Raw genomic sequence first — 24,736 nt, 5'->3', positions numbered from 1 at the left:
AATTATAAATAGTTGAGGAATACTCATGAGTGATAATATTAAAGCTGTGACAGACGCAAGTTTCGAGCAGGATGTAATTAATTCCAGCAAACCAGTTTTGGTCGATTTTTGGGCGGAATGGTGTGGGCCTTGTCGAGCTCTTACCCCCATTCTGGAAGAAGTAGCCGCAACTCACAGTAACGATGTTAACTTTGCAAAAATTAACATCGATGAAAACCCTCAAGCGCCCTCAAAATTCGGTGTTATGAGCATACCTACTTTAATTTTATTTAAAAATGGGCAGGTTGTAGCTGTTAAAATGGGTTTGTTATCCAAATCTCAATTAAGTGCTTTTGTTGAAAGTCACGTCTAATTGTATTTAAGTGATGGTTGAGGGTTAGCAGATACAGAGCTCAATCATCACTCGAACCCAATATTGATAAAATATTCTGATTTACTTTATAAAGAAATTCTTTTAGTTTTCATAAAAAAAATTGGATCTTGTTTGAAAGCTGTGATAGCCTGTTAGCAATATGTGACAAACTTTAATTCAAGTATGTTGCATAGGCAGTCGAATCCTTAACTGCTATTCCCTAACAAAAATTTTCTCGGATATTCAATTCGTTTAAACAATAAATCAAGTGAGAAGTATGAATCTTAGTGAACTAAAGCAATTAGCTATTGCTGACCTCGTTAATATCGCCCAAGAGATGGGAGTTGAAAATACCTCCCGTTTGCGCAAACAAGACATTATCTTTGCTATTCTTAAAGCCCATGCTTTAAAAGGCGAAGACATCCATGGTGATGGTGTTCTGGAAGTTTTGACTGATGGTTTTGGATTTTTGCGATCCGCGGATGGTTCTTATTTAGCTGGTCCAGATGATATTTATGTCTCGCCGAGTCAAATCAGACGTTTTGGTCTTCGATCAGGTGATACCATTTCTGGTAAAATTCGACCACCTAAAGACAGCGAGCGCTATTTTGCTTTATTAAAAGTTGATCAAATAAATTACGACACACCAGACAGCGCAAAACGTAAAATATTATTTGAAAACTTGACTCCCTTATTTGCGACGCAACGCTTGGTGATGGAACAAGGCAATGGCAGTACCGAAGATTTAACCGCAAGGGTTGTCGATCTGTGTGCGCCATTTGGCCGCGGTCAGCGTGGTTTGATTGTTTCTCCGCCCAAAGCGGGTAAAACCTTGATGCTGCAAAATATTGCGCGCTCTATAGAAAAAAATTACCCGGAATGTTACCTGATTGTATTGTTGATAGATGAGCGTCCTGAAGAAGTTACCGAAATGCAGCGTTCTGTAAAGGGTGAAGTGGTAGCCAGTACCTTTGATGAGCCGGCAAATCGCCACGTTCAAGTAGCCGAGATGGTTATTGAGAAAGCAAAGCGCTTGGTTGAACACAAGCGGGACGTTGTTATTCTTCTTGATTCCATTACCCGTTTGGCACGTGCTTATAATACTGTTGTTCCATCATCCGGTAAGGTATTAACTGGTGGTGTTGATGCGAATGCTTTACAACGTCCAAAGCGCTTATATGGTGCGGCACGAAACATTGAAGAAGGCGGCAGTTTGACCATTATCGCTACGGCTTTGGTTGACACGGGTTCAAAAATGGACGAAGTGATTTACGAAGAATTCAAGGGAACCGGTAATATGGAGATCCATCTGAGCCGTAATATCGCTGAGCGTCGCGTATTTCCTGCAATTAACATTAATCGCTCAGGAACGCGTCGTGAAGATTTATTGCTCAGCCCAGAAGATTTACAGCGTACCTGGATATTACGTAAAATCCTGCAGTCCATGGATGAATGTGATGCCATTGAATTCCTGTTAGAGCGTATGAAAAATCATAAAACAAACGCTGAATTTTTTGATGCAATGAAAAGACAAGAGTAATTAAAAGTACGGTTTTGCAAGCAATAACCCAGCGTTGGATTGCTTGTCGAATACCAATTGCCATTAAGTCACGATTTTCGCCTCTATCCGTTCGAACTAAGGAGAGGCGGTAGCCTCGTCTCTAAGTCTTGTTAACCAGGCTTCGAGACTGGCATAAGTGCCCTCTCAACTTGAAGGGATTAAGGGTTAAATTGGAATTAAATAATGTAATCCTTTTGAGTTAAATCACTAATGAACTACTCTGATCTTAGAGACTTTATCGCACAACTCGAATCACGAGACTTATTAAAACGAATTGACTATCCCGTCTCGCCTTATCTTGAGATGACTGCCATCAGTGATCGCGTGCTGCGCTCTGGAGGACCTGCTCTGTTATTCACCAATACATCCAATCATCGAATGCCGGTTTTGACTAATCTGTTTGGTACGGTCGATCGTGTCGCAATGGGTATGGGTGAAGAGTCGATCACCGCATTAAGGGATGTTGGCAAATTATTGGCCGCTTTAAAGGAACCAGAACCTCCCAAGGGGATTAAAGATCTATTTAGTAAATTGTCTTTATTAAAACCTGCCATGACTTTGGCGCCCAAATACGTGAGTGGTGCTGAGTGTCAAACCCATGTATGGGAAAAGGATGAAGTGGATTTAACCATGCTGCCCATCCAAACGTGTTGGTCGGGTGATGTGGCGCCTTTGATTACCTGGGGAATGGTTACTACAAAAGGTCCGAACCAAACGCGCGAAAATATGGGAATCTATCGTCAACAGTTATTGAGCAAAAATAAGTTGATCATGCGCTGGCTCTCCCATCGAGGCGGCGCTCTTGATTATCAAGCCTGGTTGAAATCCAATCCGGGCGAGCGTTTTCCCGTCGCAGTAACCATTGGCGCGGATCCGGCATCTATTTTGGCGGCAGTAACCCCTGTTCCTGATACTTTGTCTGAATATGCTTTTGCTGGTTTGTTGCGAGGGCAGCGTACCCGATTAACACGTTGTATTGGCAATGAATTGCATGTACCTGCCAGTGCGGAAATTATATTGGAAGGTTATATTGAACCAGGTGAGGAGGCCCCTGAAGGTCCTTACGGTGATCACACCGGTTATTTTAATGAAGTACAATCTTTTCCTGTTTTTACCGTGGAACGGATTACCCATCGTGATAAGCCGATTTACCTGAGTACTTATACGGGAAGACCGCCTGATGAACCGGCCATATTAGGCGTTGCGTTAAATGAATTGTTTATCCCGTTACTACAAAAACAATTCCCTGAAATAGTCGATTTTTATTTACCGCCTGAAGGCTGCTCTTATCGATTGGCTGTTGTCACCATTAAAAAAGAATACCCTGGTCATGCCAAGAGAGTTATGATGGCTGTCTGGTCTTTCTTGCGGCAATTCATGTACACTAAATTTGTCATTGTCTGTGATGACGATGTGGATGCCAGAAATTGGCAAGATGTGATTTGGGCTATTACTACACGAATGGATCCGGCTCGTGATACAGTAATGATTGAGAATACACCTATAGATTATCTCGATTTTGCTTCTCCCGTCTCTGGTTTGGGATCAAAAATGGGAATGGATGCAACCAGCAAATGGGCTGGAGAAACACAAAGAGAATGGGGCAGACCAATCCAAATGGATGAGGATATTTTAAAAAAGGTAAATGGATATTGGTCTTCACTGGGATTAGATTAATGAATGAAAAAATAGTTCAGGCTCAGGTTGAAACCATTTCACCATTGACGGACAGTATCATGCGGTTGGTTTTAAATCCCGTTGAATATGTTTCATATCAGGCTGGCCAATATCTGCAGATTCTTTTGGGTGATGACGAATTAAGCTACTCTATTGCCAATGCTCCTTTAGGATCACACAAATATGAATTACATATTCGTCACAGTCATGAAAATCCTTACAATCAGCAATTATTCTCTCATATAAAAGAACATGGAGAAGTTACTATTCGCCTGCCTTATGGTCAGTGCAGCATCAATGAATTAGAGATCGATAGACCCATTTTGTTTGTTGCCGGAGGCACAGGATTTGCACCGGTTAAAGCAATGATTGAACAATTGTTAGCAACTTCAGATCCACGATCATTTGAGTTGATTTGGGGCGCTCGTTCACGAAGCGATCTGTATATGGATGAAAAGGTCACTCATTGGCAGAATCATGCCAGTCGCTTTAGGTATGTTTCACTCATTTCTGATGAAAGCAAGGAGACGCTTGCTTCCTGTGTGCTGACTCGACATTTAAATGATCTTAATGATTGGCAAATCGTACTGAGTGGTCCTTTTGACATGGTCTACAGTACACGTGATGTTTTAGTGAGTAATGGTGTATTGCCCTCTCATTTGTTTTCAGACGCTTTCGCATTTGAATCCAGGTAAAGCGGTTTAAAAATAATCAGGATTAACTTACAGGAGATGATTGATGGAGACCTTATATCAAATTTTAGGGGTTATTGGTGCCGTATTGATTGTATTTGTTTTGTATCGTGTCATTAAGGGAAGTCCTGAGCAATTCAGTAAAGAAAATTTAAGTAAAAGCTCGCTCACTATGGGTGTTTTAGCTCTGGTTTTAATTGGTTTTATTGCGTTGCTGGTTTTGATGTTAAGGAGTACCTAAGTCGCTTTTGAGTACTTCCGGGCGACGTCATTACTAATGAAGAGAGAGAGCTTTCTGCAATTGGTATCCTATCCGCATTTGAAAATCCTTCACTGCGTTCTGGATGACAAAGCAAGAAAAGAGGTCATCTGGAGCAAAGTGATAGCTCTTCTCTGATTGACACATTCTCCCCATTGGGAACTTATTCGCTATACATCTCAAGTATTTAATGTTTAGCATTAGTAATCCGATAACTCCCTTCCTGTTCTCTTAAATAATGATGAATATTGGGATTATTGATGGGCAGCTGGCTGGGATCTGCAATTAACATGCATTCCTCAACATAGGTTACCTGGCTGCTGTCATCTACTAATAATCGATACCATGGGTTACGTGTGGCAAATTGGCGTTGGCTTGCCTGTGGATTATATGTTCCTGAAGCCTGGAATATGGGATCCACATCCACCACAATTGCTCTGTAACGTATACGTGTATGAATCACCACATCCCCAATGTTAAATTTAGCAACTTTATCCATTTTAAGCACCTTTTGTGAGCTTTGTGATGAATGTATCGGTACATTGTTCAATAGCTTGAATTAAATGATGGGATTTAAGAGAAATTTAAAAATTCAGTAAACCAAATTGATTTAGGAGCTGAGTTGCCAACAGCCCCTGGCTATTGATCGTAAATTGGCATCTGCATCATATGCGTTAACAGAAAACTAATTAGATTTTGATGCATAATACAAACGTGCTTCAATACGTCATTTTTATATGTCTTTTAAGAGATTAACTAATAAATCGATAGAATCAGCAAGCGTTATTTGCTCTTCTTCAGTTAAAACCTGAAGATTATCGTTCAATCTATTGTGTAGAAGATAAGGAGCAGCAGCAACAAACTCTTTTCCCTTTTCTGTAATATCAATATAAATAATACGGCGGTCTTCAATATCACGAGTTCGATTGACAAATTGTTTTTCTTCCAGACGGTCAATTACCCCTACAATAGTACTCATTGATAAATAAATTTTTTTTGAAAGAGCAGATATAGTCATTCGTCCATTTTCATAAATTTCATACAAACAGACTATTTGAGGGATAGTTAAACCATAGCATTTGTTTAATCTTCTGGAATGATAATCCATCTGCTGCATAATTTTTCGCAAGGCAAGAATGATGTTTTTGGAACGTTGCTCTGATTGTTGAGCCGCCTTTATGTTATTGTCTGGCGATTGATTTTCGATATCACTCATGAATGATTCTTTACCTATTAACAGTTGCAATGAAGAAATTTACCCATTAATATGACAAATGCTTTGTGTACAAATCATATCAACAGATATAGATATTTAAGGACTTTGACTATTGTATCCAAGTATTCAATATAACTATAGAACTATCCTCAAAAATAGTGTTGAAAATAATGTTCAATACGCCTGTCTCATTAATAATTCTCAAAGATCACCAATAAAGGGAGGATTATCGAATGGATAATCAAATAAGCAACCTCTTGAAACCAAACAGGAATACATTGCAATTAGACAGCCATTCTCTGGAGGAAGAAGTATATTTTAATAGTAATGGAGTATTAACATTAGGAGTGGAAATTGAGCTTCAGCTCATTGATTCTAAAAGCTATAACTTATGCTCCAGAGCCACTGATGTTCTTAACGCTACAGCTCATCTTGAAAAAATCAAACAAGAGTTTTATTTAAGTACTATAGAAGTGAATACAGATAAATGCCTTACTGCCCAGGAAGTCGAGGACGATCTTTATGCAACACTTGCGTCATTACAATTAGCAACGAAAGATTTAGGGATTTTATTTTCTACAACTGGTTCTCATCCTTTCTCTAAATACTCTGATTGGGTCGTGTCTCCTACGACGCGTTATCAGGACTTGATTGATCGCAATCAATGGCTTACACGACGCATGAGTGTCTATGGGTTGCATGTTCATATAGGCATGTCCAGTGGGGAAGATTGCATTCGGTTTAACAATTTTTTTATGTATTTTCTGCCTCATTTATTAGCTCTTTCTTCAAGCTCTCCATTTTGGCAAGGCATAGATACAGGTCTAGCTTCTTGTAGACCTACCACCTATGAAGCGCTACCCACTGCAGGACAGCCCTATCATGTCCGAACATGGAAAGATTTTGAGCATCTATATAAGTCATTAAAATTATGCGGTTCAGTTAAATCACTTAAAGATTTATGGTGGGATTTAAGACCAAGTCCTGGTTTTGGAACATTAGAAATTCGGGTTTGTGATGGAGCAGCCACCTTAGCTGAAACGCTAGCTTTAGTTGCCCTGATTCATACATTTGCTCATTGGTTCGCTGATAATGGAAGTTGGCTTGAATCAGTTGCCTATCCTCCTTATTGGCTTTCACGGGAAAATAAATGGAGAGCCATTCGTTATGGTTTGGATGCTGAGTTAGTAATGAATACTGAAGGTAAAACCAAATTGATGCGTGAAGACATAGATGAATGGTTTGAAAAATTAAAACCCTATATTGAAAAACTGCACTATCAAACTTATTTTTCTACTCTAAAAATGATTATGAATTCAGGTACCAGTTCCGAACGGCAACGTAAGGTATTTGCTTATAATCATTGCCTTAATGATATTGTGAAGCACAACGTTAGTGAATTCTTACTTCAAACTCCTCTATACCGACGTGAATCTGGTGTATCCCCTTAGTTGAAACGGGGCACAATTTAATTAAAAAAACAATTCGAGGAATACTTCAATGAAACAGGTAACTTATACATCAAAAAAATTGGGTAATGTACTCATCAAAAGTGAATTGAATCAGTATACAATTTGTTCAAAAAGGGTGGAGGGCAGATCCCTTAATCAAGATGAAGAATCTTTTTTAATTGAAAAATATACATCTCTTTTAGAGAATCCCGAAAATACAAAAATGTTTGGTGAGGGCAAGGTTTGGGATAGTGCTTCCATAAGAGAATTCATTCAAGATGAAACCAAACGCTGGAATTCTGGTACTCAATTCTCTGTGCTTTCAATTTACCATTCAGCTACCCAAGAATTTATTGGTTATCTTTATATGAAACATTGTCTGGATGATTTCTCCACTGTAGGGGGCGGTCATCGAAATGTCGGTGAAATCATTTATATTATTGATCAAGCTTTTTGGGGAAAAGGTTATGGAACTGAAATCGCAATCTTGGGAAAAAAATTTATAAAACACATAATTGCTGAAAGTAAGATTGATTCATTAGAGCGGAATATTAAAGAGATTGTTGCTACAGTACATCCATCAAATGAAGGCTCAAAAAGAATTTTACAGAAGACTTTGAAAAATCAGGAACCACAGGAGTTTATTAAATTTGGTGGTCAACCACGGCTATTATTTTTTAAGCCGCTGAAAGTCATTGATGTCTCGGAGAGTAAGCCTATGGAGTTAATTTCTAAATTATAAATAGATAAATGGCGCGTGGTTTAGCCAGTTCGATAAACAAAGAGTTTTCTGTTGGGCTTGGGGAGGATTCTTGCATAGATTGTTTAGCCTCAGATCAGAGGCTGGCGAAATTTACGGAAGTAACGGCTAAAGCTGATCAAGTCCGAAATAAGATTAAGCGAATACAATGGCCAGAATAATACCCAGCTCATACAGAAAACATAAAGGTAAGGCCAGCATTAATTGAGATAATACATCTGGAGGGGTAAGCAGCATTCCTACTGTGAAGGCGCCTACGATAATGTAGGGCCTGATTTTTTTTAGTGTCAGTACGTCAATCAGGTTCAAGCGGACAAGAACAAGGCAGATTAGCGGTACTTGAAAGCTAAAACCGAATAACAGCAGCATTCGGGTAATAAAATCCAGGGTATATGCCATATCGGGCATCAACCGCACCCCTTTGGGAAGGGCATGGGCAAAAAATTGAAACATGAAGGGGAGAATCAGAAAAAAGCAAAATACCACGCCGATTGCAAAAAGCACCAAACTGATAAGGATCGCTCCACGTAATTGATCTTTTTCATTTTTGTACAGGCCTGGACTGATAAAGCGCCAAATATGGTATAAAGCAAACGGAGCACTGAGCAGCATTGCGGTATCAGCAGCAAGCTTAAGTGGGGTAAAAACAGAAGAGGTAATTTGAGTTGCGATTAACCCTTCCTGGTTAGGCAGGGATTTGAGCAACGGGGTCACTAACAAGTGAAACAGATCCGCTGCCATGAAAAAACAGATAAAAAATAGAGCGCTAAACCAGATTAAGGTATTAAGTGCCCTGCGTCTTAATTCCATCAAATGAATTAGCATAGATTCTGTTGACCTGGATAAATAGGTAATAGAATAAACTATAAATCTTTATCTTCCTATTGCGCGAATTAAACGGGCAACAGAATAAAAAGCCTGTTATACGATAGCGCAAGAGTCTCTATTTTTAACTCCTACGATTTCAGGTCTTATTTCTTTTAAACGATTAAACTGATCGACAAAAACTACGGTCGGTACCATGGAGGCGCAATCCTCTTCCAGCACTTGTGTGAATGAGGCAATAATGATCAAATCTCCAGGGGTAACCAAGTGAGCTGCGGCACCATTAACACAAATATCGGTAGACCCTTTTTCCCCGGTAATGGCATAGGTTTCAAATCGGGTTCCAGCAGTGATATTCCAGACATTGACTGCCTCGTAAGGAAGAATGTTCGCCGCTTTGAGTAATTCCGGAGAAATGGTGATACTGCCTTCGTAATCCAAATCGGCCTGGGTCACATAAGCGCGGTGAATTTTAGATTTCAGCATTTTTCTGTATGTCATATAGCAATTGCCTAAAAATAAGTGGAAATAAAAGGATGAGCACATCAGCCTTGCTCAGTTTGGCCGATTTTACATCATTGTGTGTGGCCTAGGCCAGATATATTTTATTGCTTTACAAATTTATTGATCCGTATAACTCCATGCTAAAACAGGTGATCAAAAAATTGGCATGCAAAAGAATATTAAGAGGCATTTTTTGCCGGTTTAAGGCTTTTCAACATGCATAATAGTATTCATAGCCCGTCTGGCATTAGTAATCATTCCTTAAGCGCGTTATAATTTCTTTTTAACTTTTGAGGTGATAAAAGTGAGGCATAGCCCACGTAAGCGTTTTGGTCAGAATTTTCTGCAAAACAAGCATATTATTGATGAATTATTGCGCGCTATTAATCCTCAAGCTGATGACAATGTGTTAGAAATTGGACCGGGTCTTGGGGCATTAACTCAGCCTTTGTTGCGCCACTTGAAGCAACTGACTGCAGTAGAAATTGATACGGATTTACACCACTTTCTGGTCAATCTTCCCATAGCTCAGGGCAAATTAAATGTGATTTCTGCTGATGCGTTAACGGTTGATTACAGTCTGTTCGGTTCACATTTAAGAGTGGTAGGAAATTTGCCTTATAATATTTCCACGCCCTTATTGATTCATTTGTTAGGTTATGCCTCTTATATAGAGGATATGCATTTTATGTTACAAAAAGAAGTTGTCGATCGAATGGCCGCAGGTCCCGGAACTAAAGCTTATGGCCGCCTGAGCGTCATGTTACAGTATCACTGCGAGGTCGAGCATTTATTTGATGTACCCCCAGAAGCGTTTGACCCACAGCCTAAAGTGGATTCTGCTGTAGTGAGGCTTACACCCTATCGCGACTCTCCTTTTGAGCCTGTTGATGTAGAACAATTAGAGCAAATTGTTGCCAGTTCCTTTGCCATGCGTCGCAAAACACTCACTAATAATTTGAAGGGAATCATTTCTGTAGATGAATTAAGTGCTTTAGGTATTGATGGTAGTAGAAGACCGGAACAAATTTCTGTTGCTGAATATGTTCAACTAGCGAAATTTATTTCCAAATAGTGTAAAATAAATAATATAGCATATTGGAGGTTGTTTTGTTTCATCGTCAACGAAAAAGCCCTTTGTCTGCGCAATCCAAATCAATTAAGGATTTGACGCGCAATGTATCCGCTACTCAATTTCTGCTCGATAATAAGCGTCAGGTATTATTACAAAAAATGAGGGAGTTGAGTGGTCTGGAAGAATCTCGATATGCGAGTTTATGCGAGGTTCTTATTGAGAATCTGGTCAACTATTGCCAATTTCTTCCTGAAACGACAAACAGCTATTACTCTCAACCTGGCGGCTTGGTCGATTACGCGCTGAATCGCACAGAAGCAGCATTGAGTTTATTTAAGGACTTTATGGTCCTTGACAAGACCGGGATTTTATCTGAAGAACAGGTACTTTGGCAGTATGCCTTATATTCTGCGGCTGTTTTGCAAGGGATAGGTAAACTCTTTGTTGATTACAGCATTAATTTATTCGATGCAAACGGCCAATTATTAAAACAATGGAATCCCTTGCTTGAGAGTTTGGTCAATACGGGAACTTACTATGATTATGAATTCCAGAAAGAATCGGATCAGGATTTTCGTCGTCGATTGAATTTGCTGCTGGCAAGAGCTTTAATGCCGGTGAGTGGATTTACCTGGATTGCCTCAAATCCCCAGGTTCTGGCGGTATGGTTAGCTTTGCTGAATGAGGACATGCGTTCTGCAGGTACCTTGGGAGCTATTTTAATACGTGCAGATGCTATAGCCATTCAGCGATACATTAGTGAATTTATGGTGAAGGCTGGGGTTGGCCGCGTTGGACGTTATGGACGAGCGGGAACATTTGCAGGGGGAGTTCCTGCGTCTGTTGCAGAAAAAGAACAGGCAATAGGTGTCGAATTTATTCAATGGCTTACCAATGCATTGGCTGAGGGCAAAATTTTGATTAATAAGGCACCTTTATTTATGGTGCCCGGTGGAATGTTAATGTCGCAGGAAATGTTTCAATTATTTGTGAGAGAACATCCTGAGTATAAAAATTGGCAAGCCGTTCAAAATGGATTTTTATCTTTAGGTTTACACGGTCGTGGAATTGCAGGAAATGTTATTGGCCGATTTGAACAGGCTCATACTCAACATATGCAAACAGGGGTGGTTTTTACTGAGTTTGCGGTAGCCCTGCCATCAAACGTAGAAGTTCATCACTTGAACACTGGCAAGATCGAGTCCATGTCTGCAACGGAATTAATTCACAAAGCGCAATTTACCAGTCAGTTTACCCAGCAACAGAATGCTATAGTAGTTAGCCCCTTGCAAAAATTACCTGCATCAGGGCAATGGCAGAACATTGAGAATGACGTGTCTACTTTAATACCGGGAGCTAAGCGCGGTGTCTGATTATGCCATTGGAGATGTGCAAGGATGCTATGAACCATTGCAGCGATTGCTTGAATTGATTCAATTTAATGAGCGAGTCGACCGCTTATGGTTTGTCGGTGATCTGGTTAATCGTGGCCCGGCCTCTTTAGCGGTATTGCGGTTTATCAGCAGGTTGCCAATTACCCCGATGATTACCTTGGGAAATCATGATTTGCATTTATTAGGCTCCTTATTTGGAGGACGACCCTGGAAAGGGCATGATGATACGATTCAGGAAGTTGTCAATGCTCCAGATGGTGAAGAGTTGGGACATTGGCTGAGAAAGCAGTCGATGCTGTGTTATTCACCGGAACTCAATGTCGTTATGTGCCATGCTGGAATTTCCCCATTATGGGATTTACCTAAGGCTATGTCTTTGGCAAAAGAATTGGAAGCAGTGCTTTCTGGTGCTCTTTATAGAGAGTTTTTGGCACAGATGTACGGTAATAAACCCAATATATGGTCAGATGATTTAACGGGGATGGACAGACTACGAGTCATTACCAATTATTTTACCCGGATGAGATTTTGTGATGACCTGGGGCGTTTGGAGCTGAACTATAAGGGCGCAATTTCCAAAGCGCCAGCTCATGTGCATCCCTGGTATGAAGTTCCTGGACGTAAAGAAATTGAGGCAGACATCGTGTTTGGTCACTGGGCTGCTCTAATGGGCTTATGTCCCAATCCCAGAATCCATGCGATAGATACCGGATGCCTTTGGGGCGGTGAATTAACCGCATTAAGACTGCAGGATAAACAAAGATTTTCTGTTTCAGGTTAAATTTTAAAAACAACGGGCGATGAGATTGGTGAACTTTTTAATAAAAAAAATAGGGTTATTACAGATATTCCTGTTGTTTTTCCTGTTAGGTTCAGTGACATACTCTGCAAGCGCCTCGAAGTCATCGCAATCTTTATATAAATGGGTCGATGATCCCTCTGCAGAAGCACAGCGTGTTGAGCAGGCGGGGGCTCGGTTGCGAGAAGCGATCAACAATCCTGAATTGATGTTAAAAAACTGGATTGAGTTACCTACATCACCTGCCGCACGTAAAAAAACCATTCTGCGCTTGAGTATCAGAGAGGCCATTCTTTTGGCTTTACGATACAACCCCAATATCCAAAATGCTGAATTGGATCGCATTATTCAACGTTATCAATTACGTTTGGCACATAATGAATTTGAGTTGCAATATGCGCTTGGCGCTCAGGGAATGATCCAGAAAAGTACTTTTGATGGCGTTGGCACTTCCTCAACCAATACTTTTTTGGCAAGCCCTGAATTAGGCTTGAAAACCAAGTTAGGTACCAAAGGCTCTTTAGCTATAGATAACAATGTCGGAGTGAACAACAGTTATAATCCGGTGTTAAATTTTTCAGTAACTCAGCCGCTTTTACGTGGTTTTGGCTCATCTGTAAATGAAGCCGGACTCTTGGATGCCATGGATAATGAGTGGATTAATAAACTCAGCTTACAGCAATCAGTGGTGGATCAAATCACTCAGGTCATTATTGCCTATCGAGCGCTTATTTTAAGTGGTAATAACTTGCAAAATCAGCGTTTACAATTAGAAGAAGCAAAAAAATCGTATCAAATTAATGAAAAAAAAATAGAGGCCGGCCAGTTGGAACCTACTGGAAATATTCAACAATCCTATCAAATTGAATCGTTGAGTTTATTAGTGGAACAAGGTGAAAATGATTTTAAAACAGCTGCCCAGGATTTATTGCAAACCATAGGCCTTGATCCTGAAATGCATTTGTCAGTACCTAGCGATGTCACGTTGAACGAACTCGTGGTTCCTGATTTGCAACAATCTATTGATCTTGCTCTGAATCATAATGTTCAATACCTGGCTCACAAAATGGCTTTACGTGCCGATGAACGAGCGTATAAGGTTGCAAAAAATCAACAATTATGGCAATTGGATTTATCAGCTAATGTACAAAGTGGCACTGTAAATGATGTTACTGGTACCAACACAGGGGTACGTGGTATTTATAATGGGAATAATATTACCGAATCAGCTCGAGTAACGCTTACTGTTCCACTGAATGATATAGGGCGTCGAAGTCAATTAATCAGCGCGAAATTAAAATTGGAAAAAGATCGAATCAATTTGATTGCCGCAAAACGTGCTTTGGTTACCCATATAACGAACACAATAAATAGCATACAAAGCTTGGCAAAACGCTATGAATTAGCTAAAAAACAGGTACAACTGGCGGAAAAATCATACGCATTGGAAAAGAAAAAGCAGCAGGCTGGCATTTCCAGTGCCTTGGATGTAAATAATACACAGAATCAGTTAATACAGGCGCAATCTGGTTTAATCGGTGCAAAGATTGCGTATCTTAATCAGTTATCAGCCCTGCAAAGGACTTTAGGAACCACGCTGGACTATTGGCAAATTAAACTAAGGTATGGCGGATGAATAAATACGTACAAATTATTATGAGCTTGGTGGTAACCGGCATTCTGTCAGCATGCGGCAGCCAGGATAAGCCTAAGGCCAGCACGTTGAATGCTTATACGGTAAAGCCTCAACCCTTACATAAAACTTTGCATTTCACTGGAACCATTCAGCCTTTGCATGAAAGTACACTGACCAGTCCAATGGACGCAGTAGTTGAATCAATGAATTTTCATTACGGTCAGATGGTCAGGAAAGGCGATGTCGTGTTAACGCTGAATTCCACTGAATTGCAGAAGCAGTACAATGATACCTTAACTGACTATCTTAAAGCCAAAGACAGCTACTCCATTGCCAAGGCCAAATTTATTGGGACTCAAGAGTTATGGGATGCTGGCCTGTTGTCTAAAAATAATTTTTTGAGTGAAAAATCCGGTGTCGATACTGCTAGGGTTACCTTGATGCAAGCCACCCGTAAGCTTACTGAGTTGCTGGAAAAAATGGATGAGAATAAATCCCAGAATTTTTCTGATTTGAGTCTGGCGGACTTTGAAAAGGTACGAACAATATTAACCTCAAACCATAATATTATTCGATTAAAAGCCCCCAGTGACGGGGTCATGTTGTATCCTCCAAAATCTGGGGAAGATAAATCGGCACGAGTAACGGTAGGTTCTTCAGTGAAATCAGGGCAAGTTATTGCTTTAATTGGTGATTTGAAAGGAATTAGTATTGAAATCGACGTTCCTGAAATAGATATAGACAAGATCCGCCCCGGGATGAATGCAACGATAAGTGGTGTTGCTTTTGGTAAACATCAATTAAAAGGCACCTTGGTCGCCGTCAATGCACAAGCCTCAAATACCAGTGGTGGCGGATTGCCGTCATTTACTGCAGTAGTCGAGGTAAAGTCTTTGACACCGGAACAACAACCCTGGATCAAAGTGGGTATGAGTGCAGCTATTGAGCTCAATGTAGCGAGTGATAATCAATTATTGGTTCCTATTGCTGCAGTAAAGCGTGAGAAGGGAAACAGCATTGTTAACTTAAGATTGGCTCAAGGCTCTATTGAAAAACGCATTATTACCACCGGCCCGGCGCAGGCGGATTCGGTTGTGATTGAGTCGGGGCTTAAAGATGGCGATGTGGTGGTTTATGACTAATGAACCCTTGATTACGCTCAGGGATTTGGTAAAAACCTATCAGCTTGAAGGGATTAGCAGTACTGTTTTAAAAGAGGTTTCCTTGACGGTAAATCAGGGGGATTTGCTTGCCATCGTGGGTGCTTCAGGTTCTGGAAAATCAACTTTGATGAATATTATTGGTTTACTGGATAAGCCGGATTCAGGATCTTATATTTTAAAGAACAGGAATGTGGCAGGTTTAAGTGATGATGAATCTGCCGAGCTACGCAATCAAAGCATTGGTTTTGTCTTTCAGCAGTTTAATTTGCTCCCTCGATTTACGGCAATGCAAAATGTTGCTTTGCCTTTGACTTATAGAGGTACGCCTGCTACGGAAATCAAAGACAAAGTGATGCAGGTACTCGAAAAAGTAGGGATGGCGCAATTCGCATCTCATCGGCCAATGCAATTATCGGGTGGTCAACAACAACGAATTGCAATCGCCAGGGCTTTGGTTACGGAACCTCAAGTGATCCTTGCTGATGAACCGACAGGCGCCTTGGATTCGCGTACAGGCTCCGAAGTAATGAATCTGTTTTTAGCACTGCATGATGAAGGCCGTACTATTATCATGGTAACCCATGATGAACATGTCGCGGCACAATGTCGGCGTAGAATTACTTTAGCTGATGGAGTCGTCGTGGCGGAGTCTGGCCAATGAATTTTGTAAACCATTGTCAGCAAGCTCTAGTTAATTTAACCGCTTCAAAATTACGCTCCATTTTAGCGGTGCTTGGAATTTTGGTGGGTACTGCTGCGGTTGTTGCTTTAATTAGTTGCGGCCAGTTGGCTACAGAAAAAGCTCTGGCGCAATTCAAGGCATTGGGAACTGATTTATTAGCCGTTTCAGTGTATCAAAAAGTGCCAAGTAAATCGCGCAGTGGTGAGGATTCCCTATCCGTTGATCAATGGCAAAAATTGGCAGAGCAAATTCCGTATATAGTAAAAATTGCCCCATACAGTACGGCCTATCAACAGCTTAGTTTTCAAGGGAAACTGATGCAGGGGGTTGTTATTGGCGCAGATGAACATTTAGCTGAGATTGTGCATGTTGATTTGGCTCAGGGACATTTTGTCTCTTTTGTTGAGTCGTTTGAACATTTTTGTGTGATTGGTGATGGATTGGCACAGCAAATAAAAGAAATCAGTATGGACGATCCGATTGGGAAACAGCTCCGCATCGGTCAGTCTTTATACACCATTATCGGTATTGCACGTCATTGGAAAGAAAGCGGATTTTTTAATGAAGACATTAATCAGGCGGCAATAATTCCTATTGCAGGCATCAGTCTGGTGAGCAAAGATGCAAAAATAAATAATGCGGTAGTTCTTCTAAAACCCGACAGTCCTATAGATGAAGTCATTGATCAAATAAAACAAATGATCAGTTCATTCGCACCAAAATTAAGTATATTCCCACGTAGTGCCAAACAAATCATTGCTAGTATGGAAAGTCAGGGGCGTATATTCACCTTGTTACTTGCGGTTATTGGCGGTATCTCTTTGCTTGTTGGAGGCATTGGGGTGATGAATGTGATGCTGGTTTCAGTCAGTGAGCGAAAAAAGGAAATAGGTATTAGAAAAGCAGTTGGAGCAAAAAACAGCGAGATTCAAGCCCTCTTTTTGGTGGAGTCTGTGATGCTCTCTTTGTTGGGTGGAATTCTTGGCGTGATCCTGGGGCTCATCTTTACCCGCATAGTGGCATATTTTAGTGACTGGTCTTTCTCAATTTATTTACTTCCTCCTATAGCCGGTTTTTTAGTCTCTGCGGCAACGGGAATTTTCTTTGGTTTTTATCCAGCTCGTCGGGCAGCAAAGCTTGAACCTATGGTCTCATTACGAAGTGAATAAGCGAAACAACCCATGGCTATTAAAGCTGAGTTTGAGTTTTATTTAAGCTCGGGATGGATTGTTCATTATGCCTGAAAAAGCCCTATTTGCTGCTCACCATTGTTGTTATAATTTCAATCAGTTAAAATCAGCCTTTTAATTGATTTGGTACAGCATGTTATACGGGGATACAATTCAGGACACCAGACAGATGTTTTTTACCAGTTGGAATAAATACCAACAAAAGCAACTGCTGAGTCCTTTGGAAAATGAAATCGTTCAGGTGATACTGGTTCATCCTGAATATCATAAAATTCTTGAGCAAAGCTCTAAATTTCAAGAGCATGCTTATTACCCTGAATTAGGTGAAACCAATCCCTTTCTTCATATGGGGTTACATTTGGCGGTACGAGAACAAATCAGCACAGATCGCCCTGAAGGAATTCGTGCTGTTTATCATGCTCTGGTCAAGAAATATAAAGACACTTTAGCTGTTGAACATTTAATCATGGAACAATTAGCGGAGTGTTTATGGAGTTCTCAAAAAAATAATATGCCGCCTGATGAACAGCATTATTTGAATGCATTGTCTGGGTATATTGATGATAATCAGTTAAGATAAGTTTTTTAACTATTCAACCAGGTTATTTATGAATAATCAGGAAAAATCGACTCATTTTGGCTTCAAATCCGTAGCCTGGGATGAAAAAGAAAAAAAAGTTGCGGATGTTTTTCATTCGGTCGCTAAAAGCTACGATTTAATGAATAATTTAATGTCGCTTGGAATCCATCACCTCTGGAAACGATTTACGATAGAATTAAGTCAGGTTCGACCAGGACAAACGGTTCTGGATTTGGCTGGGGGAAGTGGCGATTTAACTCGTTTGCTATCCAGGAAAGTTGGTGATAGTGGCCAGGTAGTTCTTGCTGATATTAATTCAGCAATGCTTAATGTCGGACGCGACCGATTACTTGATGAAGGTTTATTTAGAAACATTAATTTTGTTCAAGGGAATGCGCAATGCCTGCCTTTTGCGGATAATACCTTTCATTGCATCACTATGGGGTTTGGTTTGCGAAATGTTACGGATAAAGAGGAAGCCCTGCGCTCCATGTACCGTGTCTGTAAACCTGGAGGCAAGCTTATGGTACTTGAATTTTCAACTCCAACTCTACCCGGGTTAAAGCCAGTTTATGACTGGTATTCGTTTAATATCCTGCCTAAAGTAGGCAAATTTATTGCCCAGGATGAAGAAAGCTATCAATATCTTGCTGAGTCAATACGCATGCATCCAAATCAGGATGATTTAAAAGAGATGATAGAAAAAGCCGGTTTTGAAGATTGCCAATATCATAATCTGAGTGGAGGCATTGTTGCCTTGCACGTTGCCTATAAATATTGAGTTTAATATGCTAAAAAAATACACTTTAAAAGCATTACAAAAAGCAATTAATCAGGCAATGAGCCTCGATGATTCAATGCGTGACAAACAGATTGCCCTGCATGGAAAAGTGCTGGAAATGGTTGTTGCTCCATTAAATGTCCGTTTTTTTATTCAATTCATTGATGGGGAAATGCAACTTCTGGATCAGTATGACGGCCATGCGGATACGGTAATTCATAGCAACCCTATCGGTTTAATACGCCTTAGTTTATTGCCCCCATCAAAAGCACGCTCTTTATTCAATGATAAAATCAGGATGTCTGGTGATATCGAGTTTGGGCAGCAGGTAAAACATTTATTCGATGAGATGGACATTGATTGGGAAGGCCATTTAGCTCATTTTACTGGCGATGTGGTTGCCCACCAAATTGGTTCTTTTATACGCAAGGGTATGGAGTTTAAAAATCAATTTAGTGAATCCATGCGTCATAATGTCACCGAATTTCTTCAGGAAGAATTACGTGTTCTTCCATCGAGAAATGAACTTGAAGATTTTTATAATGATGTCGATGAATTATCATTAAGTGTTGAAAGATTGCAGGCGCATGTGAACCAATTGTTGAACGATAATGAAACTCATTAATCGAATGAAGCAGTTATTTGATAGTCACTTGACTTTATCTATTAAAGTCACAGAAGCACTTTTAGCAATCTCCAAGCGAATCTCCAGATTACATTGTATCTACGGTGTACAATGGAAACCAACATCACGATTATTAACTGATGAGTTGTCATGAAATCAATGAAGCAAATAATTCGCCTTATCCATATTAATTTTATTCTTGCCCGCAATGGATTGGATAACGTGGTCGTATCTCTTAGACTTTTCGCGCCCCTGCGCTTTATTGTTTATTTAAATCCATGGAATTGGTTGCGAAAGGAAAAGCTCACTCGAGGGCAAGCCCTGCGGAAGACTCTGGAAGAATTGGGTCCTATTTTTATAAAATTTGGTCAGGCTCTGTCAACCCGACCCGATATACTTCCTGAGGATATAGCTAAAGAGTTAAGTAAATTACAGGATAAAGTTCCTCCATTCGCCAGTGATATTGCAATTTCCATGCTTGAACAAGCCTATGGGAAATCTCCTTATGAACTTTTTGCTCAGTTTGATTCTGATGCTCTGGCATCTGCTTCTATGGCTCAAGTTCATGCAGCCACTTTGAAATCAGGTGAAGACGTTGTTGTCAAAATTCTCAGACCGAACATGCGACGAATTATCGAACAAGATATCAGTATTATGTATACCATCGCCAGATTGGCCGATCGATACTGGCCCGAAAGTCGACGATTGAAACCTAAAGAAATAGTCAAAGAGTTTGAACATACATTACTAGATGAGCTGGATTTGCTGAGAGAAGCAGCAAATGGGGCTCAATTACGACGTAATTTCAATAACTCACCGCTGTTATATATTCCAGAAATCTATTGGGATTATTCGCGTGACAATATTTTGGTTATGGAACGTATTCATGGCATACCCGTCTCTGATGTGGCCAGTTTGCGTGATAACCAGATTAATATCAAAAAACTTGCTGAACGCGGTGTAGAAATTTTCTTTACCCAGGTCTTTCGTGACTGTTTTTTCCACGCGGACATGCATCCGGGAAATATTTTTGTTTCTTATAAACATCCTCAGGAACCCCAGTATATTTGTATTGATTTTGGCATCATTGGTACTTTAAATGAAAACGACAAACGGTACCTGGCGGAAAATTTATTGGCTTTCTTTAACCGTGATTATCGACGAGTAGCCGAACTGCATGTTGAGTCTGGTTGGGTTTCTCGAGATACGCGCGTTGACGAATTTGAGAGTGCTATTCGAACTGTATGTGAGCCCATATTTGAAAAACCTTTAAAAGATATTTCATTTGCCCAGGTCGTACTACGATTGTTCCAGGTGGCGCGACGGTTTCAAATGGAGGTTCAACCTCAGTTAGTCTTGTTACAAAAAACATTATTAGCTGTTGAGGGGTTAGGAAGACAGCTTTATCCCGATCTGGATCTGTGGGTCACTGCAAAGCCTTTTTTGGAAAAATGGCTACGCCAGCAGATTGGTCCAAAGAATTTCTTCAATCAATTAAAAGAAAATTTGCCATTTTTTACCGAGCAATTACCAAATATGCCGAAATTAATTTTCGATGTGTTGGAGTTGAAAAAAGCCGAATTAGTCGCAAAAAAGAATCATAACTATTCAGATGTGAACAATCAGGAAGGTATGATTCAATGGAACAGCATTGGTATAGGCGTGTTTATTTCATTCTTGTCGCTGGCGGCAGTCGATTATCTTGATTTAATTGACTATCAGCAGATGACTCCTATAGCCTTAGTAGGGGCTGCTGTAGCGGGACTATTTGTTCTCATAAACCGTAAATTAAGGAGCTAAAATGGGATTAAGCGGCATCAGCCCTTTATCATTATTATTAATATTGGGAATTATAGTAGCATTATTTGGGACTTCCAAATTGAAAACGATTGGCACCGATCTGGGGGAAGCCATAAAAAATTTTCGTAAAGCCATGAGCGATGACCACTCTACTGAATCAAAAAAGGATGATCAATCACTATGAGCAGTGGCGAGTTTTTAGTCACGTTTATTGTAGCAATCATTGTGTTCGGGCCATCAAAACTCCCTATGCTGGCCAATCATCTTGGTCTGTTCCTGCGAAAACTAAATCAATTAAAAGAACAAGCCGAAATCTTTTGGCAACAACAACTCAATGAGATTCAATTGCAGGAAAATAAGCGTAAAGCAGAAATTGGAGATGAAGAGTATAAGAATATTGAATCCAAATCTGAATCGTGAATCCTATAGAGGTTTATGAGTTGTGAATTTAAATGAATCAAATTTAGCGCTTAACACGATCATCCCTTGAACTCCTTTCCAAATACCTAAAAAATCGAATAAATTTACATTTTTGTAACATACATTTAACAATTCCTTAACATTCGTCTGACATAATTCTTCCAACTCAATGACAATTAAGACAGTACAGAAGGAGAGAACCAGCCCAAACAGCTGAACATTGGAATGGGCCAGGACTTTCGATATAGGTTAGGTGCCTGAAAGCTACATAATTCCAAACGTGTTTAAGACATACCAATTAGTTAATAATTTATTTACCTGAGGAGTCACGAATCATGGCGTTATCAGAAATCATTATCAACGATGTAGTGAAATATCAAACCAATCTTGTTATTAGCGAAGCCAATTTTCCTACTCTGCGTCAATACCTCCTGGAGCGGAAACCTTTATCGAGCGTTACAAACGAAATTGACACATTTTTAAATGAACACTTCATTGCCGATAAGCAAATGGTACTCGAGCAGCTTACCTATGCTGCATGTGAGTCTCAAAAAAAGAGTGATGCTGAAGAGGTCATACATGATGAACAGGAAAAAAACAGTGACGGCCTGTTAAGAACGAATTATGTCCAGGAAGTATCTGCAGTACAAAACAGGCTGGCCCAGCTTGGAACTATGATCTATCAGCAAAACAAGTACAGCGCTCAACTGCAAAGCCAGCTTTCCGAATATCAAATAAACCTTAATCAGGTTGAACGGTCTATAGAGCGACTAAAAACTGAGCGTAGAGCGATTCAAGTCCGATACGTGGTAAGCCCCGCGCTTCCTCAACCCAATGTCCATGGGCATCCTCAAAATGGCATACAAGTGCCTAATTTATATCCCGTTGTTTATTCCATTCAAGATCAACTTGCTCTGGATGGTTTGGCTCGTGAGGAAAACAGACTGAATGACGAGCTTCACCGATTGAAAGAGGTCATTCGATTAAAGAGATCGGATTCTTTTCATGAAGGGCAGCAATTGGGCGGTCTTCGCAATGAACAGAATCAGGCAGAAGCGCGTTTAAAATATTTAAGGCAACAATTGGACGTTGAACTTCCAAAACGTGAACAACAAAGGCACATTAGAAATCAGGAACGGCTGGCAAGAGAACAAGCGCGAACGACGGATGATCCTGATTTGATGCAACTGTCACAGAAAAACCGTGAAGCACTAACTCAGAAAATTACTCTTAAAATTGATGAATTAAATAGATTAAAAGCTAAATTAGTACAAAGTGCCGTGAACAATAGCTACTCATTGTTTGTGTCTCAACTTGACGAAGCATTACAAGGCGCAACTCAGCTTAAGCTAGGTTATTATGAGCGCGATACATTAAAAACAATCACAGGGATGATGAAAATTTACCTTGAGATGAGCGGTCAAGAACAAACACTGATTAAGTCCCTGGGTGAGGCGAGAAGTACGTTACAACAACAGCAAAAATGGCTCCGCGAATGCACAGCAAAGTTGCAGCATTATGAGCGCTCTAACCCGCAATTAAGGCAGAGCAATAAGAAGCTTGCAGAGGAAAATGAACGGTTGAAACTAAATAGTGAATCAGCAGGCTCTTCGAGAAGTAATGCACTGTATGTTTCTCTTTTTGTTGGCGCCAGTGCATTAGTCAGCGCTTCAATCATTGGATCGCTTGTGGTAAGTCCCTTGTATTTTGCGCTATCAGGAGTGTTGGCTTTAGCTACTGTAATTTCTTTAACTGTAGCAGTTGTGTATCACTTTCAAAAATCCTCTGCGGACAATCAGATGGCACGAAACGCAAAAACCATAAGCACGAATCAAGATCTTATTTTAAAACATACCAGAGAAGCTGATGAATTACGCGAGCACACTCTCCCTGATCTCAATCTGAGTATTGCAGAATCCGGACGGCTTATTGCCGAAAAAGAGAGTGAGCTAAATGAACACCAGGTTGCGATGCAGCACTTGTTGGCTAAAGCGCAAAATGTAAATGAGTTTAATGGTGCTGCATTCCCGTTCTTTAGTGGTACTTCCTCTGTTCACTCGATGCCTGTAACACCATCGGCTCCTGTTCTTGATATGCCTGAGAATGAAGTGGCTTCAGCTCCTTTATATCCCTACATTCCCGGGTATTTTAATCAACAACAGTAACTGGTTTATTGAAATCCATTGAGCAGAAATCTCTGTTCAATGGATGTTCCATTCAGCATTCATAATGATTCATCGTCAAAACGATTGATCGGTTTATGGCAGTAAGGTGCTTTTTGATGTTTCAGATAATAATCCTGATGATAATCTTCCGCCGGCCAAAAAGTTTGAGCCTCCAGTAATTTCGTTGCAACCTGAAATCCCTTATTTTGTAATTTTTGTATTAAAGACTTAGCTTGCTGTTGCTGTTCGGGATTGTAATAAAAGACAGCGCTTTGATATTGTTGACCCAAATCTGGCCCTTGACCTGTTCTCTGAGTGGGGTCGTGTATTTCAAAAAAGCGTTTAATAACCTGATAATAATCCACTCTGGCAGGATCATAAATTACTCGTACCGTTTCATAATGCCCAGTGTTTCCTCGGCAGATTTCATCGTAACTGGGATTCAGGATATGACCTCCGCTATAGCCTGATTCAACTTTTAATACACCAGGAATTTGCTTTAAAAAATGATCTACTCCCCAAAAGCACCCTCCAGCTACCAGAGCTTCTTCACTATCCATGACCTGCCTGTCATTTACAAAATCCAACGACGCTGAATTGACGCAATGGCGTAGGTTTTTATGAGTAAAGGACTCTCCTGTAAATACGTGTCCTAAATGAGCAGCACAACGTGAACAGACTATTTCAGTACGCATGCCGTCTCTGTCTGGCACCTGTTTCACTGCATGAGCTATGTTATCGTCAAAACTTGGCCAACCACATCCTGAACTGAATTGACTGATTCCTCGAAATAATGCCAATCCGCAACGCCGACACAAATAAGTCCCATGGCTATTCACTTTATTGTATTGACCGGTATGCGGGTATTCCGTTGCTTTGTTGCATACAATGCGTTGTACCTCAGGGGGCAGGCTGGCCGTTTTATCAAGATATTCATTCACTTTATGCATCCTTAAAAAATTTATCTGATATTGAGGTAATGCCTCAAAAAAACCAGAAGTTTCGTCATCACTCAATGCAGTGAGAGATCTTCAAATGCAGGTACAATATTTCATTCTGGAGGCGTTCATTTCATTCGGGATGATGTACGCCGATGCTCTTGAGCCCCCTCATTTAATATAGATCAGAT

The 24,736-nt window shown here is 40.3% G+C and carries 26 protein-coding genes; 21 read left to right on the top strand and 5 right to left on the bottom strand.

Annotation, left to right across the window (positions count from 1 at the left end):
- Nucleotides 1-25: 25 nt before the first annotated feature.
- From trxA to G543_RS0100975, 5 genes are all read left to right on the top strand, one after another.
- On the top strand, nucleotides 26-352 hold the full coding sequence (trxA, locus tag G543_RS0100995; RefSeq protein ID WP_028382862.1) for a thioredoxin: 327 nt from the start codon (nucleotides 26-28) through the stop codon (nucleotides 350-352).
- Between the two features lie 277 nt (nucleotides 353-629).
- Complete coding sequence (gene rho / locus G543_RS0100990; RefSeq protein ID WP_028382861.1) at nucleotides 630-1,892, top strand: transcription termination factor Rho; 1,263 nt, start codon at nucleotides 630-632, stop codon at nucleotides 1,890-1,892.
- Between the two features lie 231 nt (nucleotides 1,893-2,123).
- A complete protein-coding gene (ubiD, locus tag G543_RS0100985) occupies nucleotides 2,124-3,590 on the top strand; it encodes a 4-hydroxy-3-polyprenylbenzoate decarboxylase (RefSeq protein WP_028382860.1) in 1,467 nt (488 codons plus the stop codon).
- Complete coding sequence (locus tag G543_RS0100980) at nucleotides 3,590-4,285, top strand: NAD(P)H-flavin reductase (protein WP_028382859.1); 696 nt, start codon at nucleotides 3,590-3,592, stop codon at nucleotides 4,283-4,285. The genes ubiD and G543_RS0100980 overlap by 1 nt, the downstream gene beginning before the upstream one ends.
- Before the next feature lie 43 nt (nucleotides 4,286-4,328).
- Entirely contained in the window at nucleotides 4,329-4,523 is a 195-nt protein-coding gene (locus G543_RS0100975; protein ID WP_028382858.1) for a hypothetical protein, read from the top strand.
- A 205-nt stretch (nucleotides 4,524-4,728) separates the two neighbouring features.
- Here the strand turns inward: G543_RS0100975 and hspQ are convergent, their stop codons facing one another.
- Both hspQ and G543_RS0100960 read right to left on the bottom strand, forming a co-directional pair.
- Entirely contained in the window at nucleotides 4,729-5,040 is a 312-nt protein-coding gene (gene hspQ / locus G543_RS0100965; protein WP_028382856.1) for a heat shock protein HspQ, read from the bottom strand.
- 234 nt (nucleotides 5,041-5,274) lie between these two features.
- The gene (locus G543_RS0100960) at nucleotides 5,275-5,757 is read right to left on the bottom strand and encodes a MarR family winged helix-turn-helix transcriptional regulator (protein WP_028382855.1); all 483 of its coding nucleotides are present in this window, start codon (nucleotides 5,755-5,757) and stop codon (nucleotides 5,275-5,277) included.
- 233 nt (nucleotides 5,758-5,990) lie between these two features.
- Between G543_RS0100960 and G543_RS0100955 the strand changes: the two genes are divergently transcribed.
- Nucleotides 5,991-7,208, top strand: coding sequence for a carboxylate-amine ligase (locus tag G543_RS0100955; RefSeq protein WP_028382854.1), 1,218 nt, complete (start codon nucleotides 5,991-5,993; stop codon nucleotides 7,206-7,208).
- A gap of 49 nt (nucleotides 7,209-7,257) precedes the next feature.
- Nucleotides 7,258-7,950, top strand: coding sequence for a GNAT family N-acetyltransferase (locus G543_RS0100950; RefSeq protein WP_028382853.1), 693 nt, complete (start codon nucleotides 7,258-7,260; stop codon nucleotides 7,948-7,950).
- A 153-nt stretch (nucleotides 7,951-8,103) separates the two neighbouring features.
- Here the strand turns inward: G543_RS0100950 and tatC are convergent, their stop codons facing one another.
- Nucleotides 8,104-8,793: a twin-arginine translocase subunit TatC gene (tatC, locus tag G543_RS0100940; RefSeq protein ID WP_028382852.1), complete on the bottom strand. Its 690-nt coding sequence runs from the start codon at nucleotides 8,791-8,793 to the stop codon at nucleotides 8,104-8,106.
- Nucleotides 8,794-8,889: 96 nt separating this feature from the next.
- A complete protein-coding gene (gene panD, locus G543_RS0100935; RefSeq protein ID WP_028382851.1) occupies nucleotides 8,890-9,294 on the bottom strand; it encodes an aspartate 1-decarboxylase in 405 nt (134 codons plus the stop codon).
- A gap of 307 nt (nucleotides 9,295-9,601) precedes the next feature.
- Between panD and rsmA the strand changes: the two genes are divergently transcribed.
- From rsmA to G543_RS0100860, 14 genes are all read left to right on the top strand, one after another.
- Entirely contained in the window at nucleotides 9,602-10,372 is a 771-nt protein-coding gene (gene rsmA, locus G543_RS0100930; RefSeq protein WP_028382850.1) for a 16S rRNA (adenine(1518)-N(6)/adenine(1519)-N(6))-dimethyltransferase RsmA, read from the top strand.
- A 35-nt stretch (nucleotides 10,373-10,407) separates the two neighbouring features.
- Nucleotides 10,408-11,745: a conjugal transfer nickase/helicase domain-containing protein gene (locus tag G543_RS0100925; protein ID WP_028382849.1), complete on the top strand. Its 1,338-nt coding sequence runs from the start codon at nucleotides 10,408-10,410 to the stop codon at nucleotides 11,743-11,745.
- Nucleotides 11,738-12,547 carry a symmetrical bis(5'-nucleosyl)-tetraphosphatase gene (locus tag G543_RS0100920; RefSeq protein WP_028382848.1) on the top strand — a complete coding sequence of 270 codons (810 nt, stop codon included), beginning with the start codon at nucleotides 11,738-11,740 and terminating at the stop codon, nucleotides 12,545-12,547. Before G543_RS0100925 ends, G543_RS0100920 begins: the two co-directional genes overlap by 8 nt.
- A 70-nt stretch (nucleotides 12,548-12,617) precedes the next feature.
- Nucleotides 12,618-14,201, top strand: coding sequence for a TolC family protein (locus G543_RS0100915; protein WP_420795225.1), 1,584 nt, complete (start codon nucleotides 12,618-12,620; stop codon nucleotides 14,199-14,201).
- Nucleotides 14,198-15,343: an efflux RND transporter periplasmic adaptor subunit gene (locus tag G543_RS0100910; RefSeq protein WP_028382846.1), complete on the top strand. Its 1,146-nt coding sequence runs from the start codon at nucleotides 14,198-14,200 to the stop codon at nucleotides 15,341-15,343. Before G543_RS0100915 ends, G543_RS0100910 begins: the two co-directional genes overlap by 4 nt.
- Complete coding sequence (locus G543_RS0100905) at nucleotides 15,336-16,025, top strand: ABC transporter ATP-binding protein (protein ID WP_028382845.1); 690 nt, start codon at nucleotides 15,336-15,338, stop codon at nucleotides 16,023-16,025. Before G543_RS0100910 ends, G543_RS0100905 begins: the two co-directional genes overlap by 8 nt.
- Nucleotides 16,022-17,215: an ABC transporter permease gene (locus G543_RS0100900; protein ID WP_028382844.1), complete on the top strand. Its 1,194-nt coding sequence runs from the start codon at nucleotides 16,022-16,024 to the stop codon at nucleotides 17,213-17,215. Before G543_RS0100905 ends, G543_RS0100900 begins: the two co-directional genes overlap by 4 nt.
- Nucleotides 17,216-17,369: 154 nt before the next feature.
- Entirely contained in the window at nucleotides 17,370-17,816 is a 447-nt protein-coding gene (locus tag G543_RS0100895) for a DUF1841 family protein (protein ID WP_028382843.1), read from the top strand.
- A gap of 28 nt (nucleotides 17,817-17,844) precedes the next feature.
- Nucleotides 17,845-18,597: a bifunctional demethylmenaquinone methyltransferase/2-methoxy-6-polyprenyl-1,4-benzoquinol methylase UbiE gene (gene ubiE / locus G543_RS0100890; RefSeq protein WP_028382842.1), complete on the top strand. Its 753-nt coding sequence runs from the start codon at nucleotides 17,845-17,847 to the stop codon at nucleotides 18,595-18,597.
- 7 nt (nucleotides 18,598-18,604) lie between these two features.
- The gene (locus G543_RS0100885; RefSeq protein WP_028382841.1) at nucleotides 18,605-19,222 is read left to right on the top strand and encodes a ubiquinone biosynthesis accessory factor UbiJ; all 618 of its coding nucleotides are present in this window, start codon (nucleotides 18,605-18,607) and stop codon (nucleotides 19,220-19,222) included.
- Nucleotides 19,223-19,372: 150 nt separating this feature from the next.
- Nucleotides 19,373-21,022, top strand: coding sequence for a ubiquinone biosynthesis regulatory protein kinase UbiB (gene ubiB, locus G543_RS0100875; RefSeq protein ID WP_028382840.1), 1,650 nt, complete (start codon nucleotides 19,373-19,375; stop codon nucleotides 21,020-21,022).
- 1 nt (nucleotide 21,023) lies between these two features.
- Nucleotides 21,024-21,206, top strand: a complete 183-nt coding sequence (tatA, locus tag G543_RS0100870) for a twin-arginine translocase TatA/TatE family subunit (protein WP_028382839.1) — start codon at nucleotides 21,024-21,026, stop codon at nucleotides 21,204-21,206.
- Nucleotides 21,203-21,442 (top strand): twin-arginine translocase TatA/TatE family subunit, encoded by a 240-nt coding sequence (locus G543_RS0100865; RefSeq protein ID WP_028382838.1) that lies wholly within the window; start codon nucleotides 21,203-21,205, stop codon nucleotides 21,440-21,442. Before tatA ends, G543_RS0100865 begins: the two co-directional genes overlap by 4 nt.
- Nucleotides 21,443-21,777: 335 nt before the next feature.
- On the top strand, nucleotides 21,778-23,607 hold the full coding sequence (locus G543_RS0100860; protein WP_028382837.1) for a hypothetical protein: 1,830 nt from the start codon (nucleotides 21,778-21,780) through the stop codon (nucleotides 23,605-23,607).
- Between the two features lie 59 nt (nucleotides 23,608-23,666).
- Here G543_RS0100860 and G543_RS0100855 read toward each other — a convergent pair whose 3' ends face one another.
- On the bottom strand, nucleotides 23,667-24,548 hold the full coding sequence (locus G543_RS0100855; protein WP_028382836.1) for a bifunctional methionine sulfoxide reductase B/A protein: 882 nt from the start codon (nucleotides 24,546-24,548) through the stop codon (nucleotides 23,667-23,669).
- Nucleotides 24,549-24,736 lie beyond the last annotated feature (188 nt).

The organism is Legionella moravica DSM 19234, assembly GCF_000423305.1.
Taxonomy (GTDB): Bacteria; Pseudomonadota; Gammaproteobacteria; order Legionellales; family Legionellaceae; genus Legionella; species Legionella moravica.
This window is presented reverse-complemented; position numbering and strand designations above follow the sequence as displayed.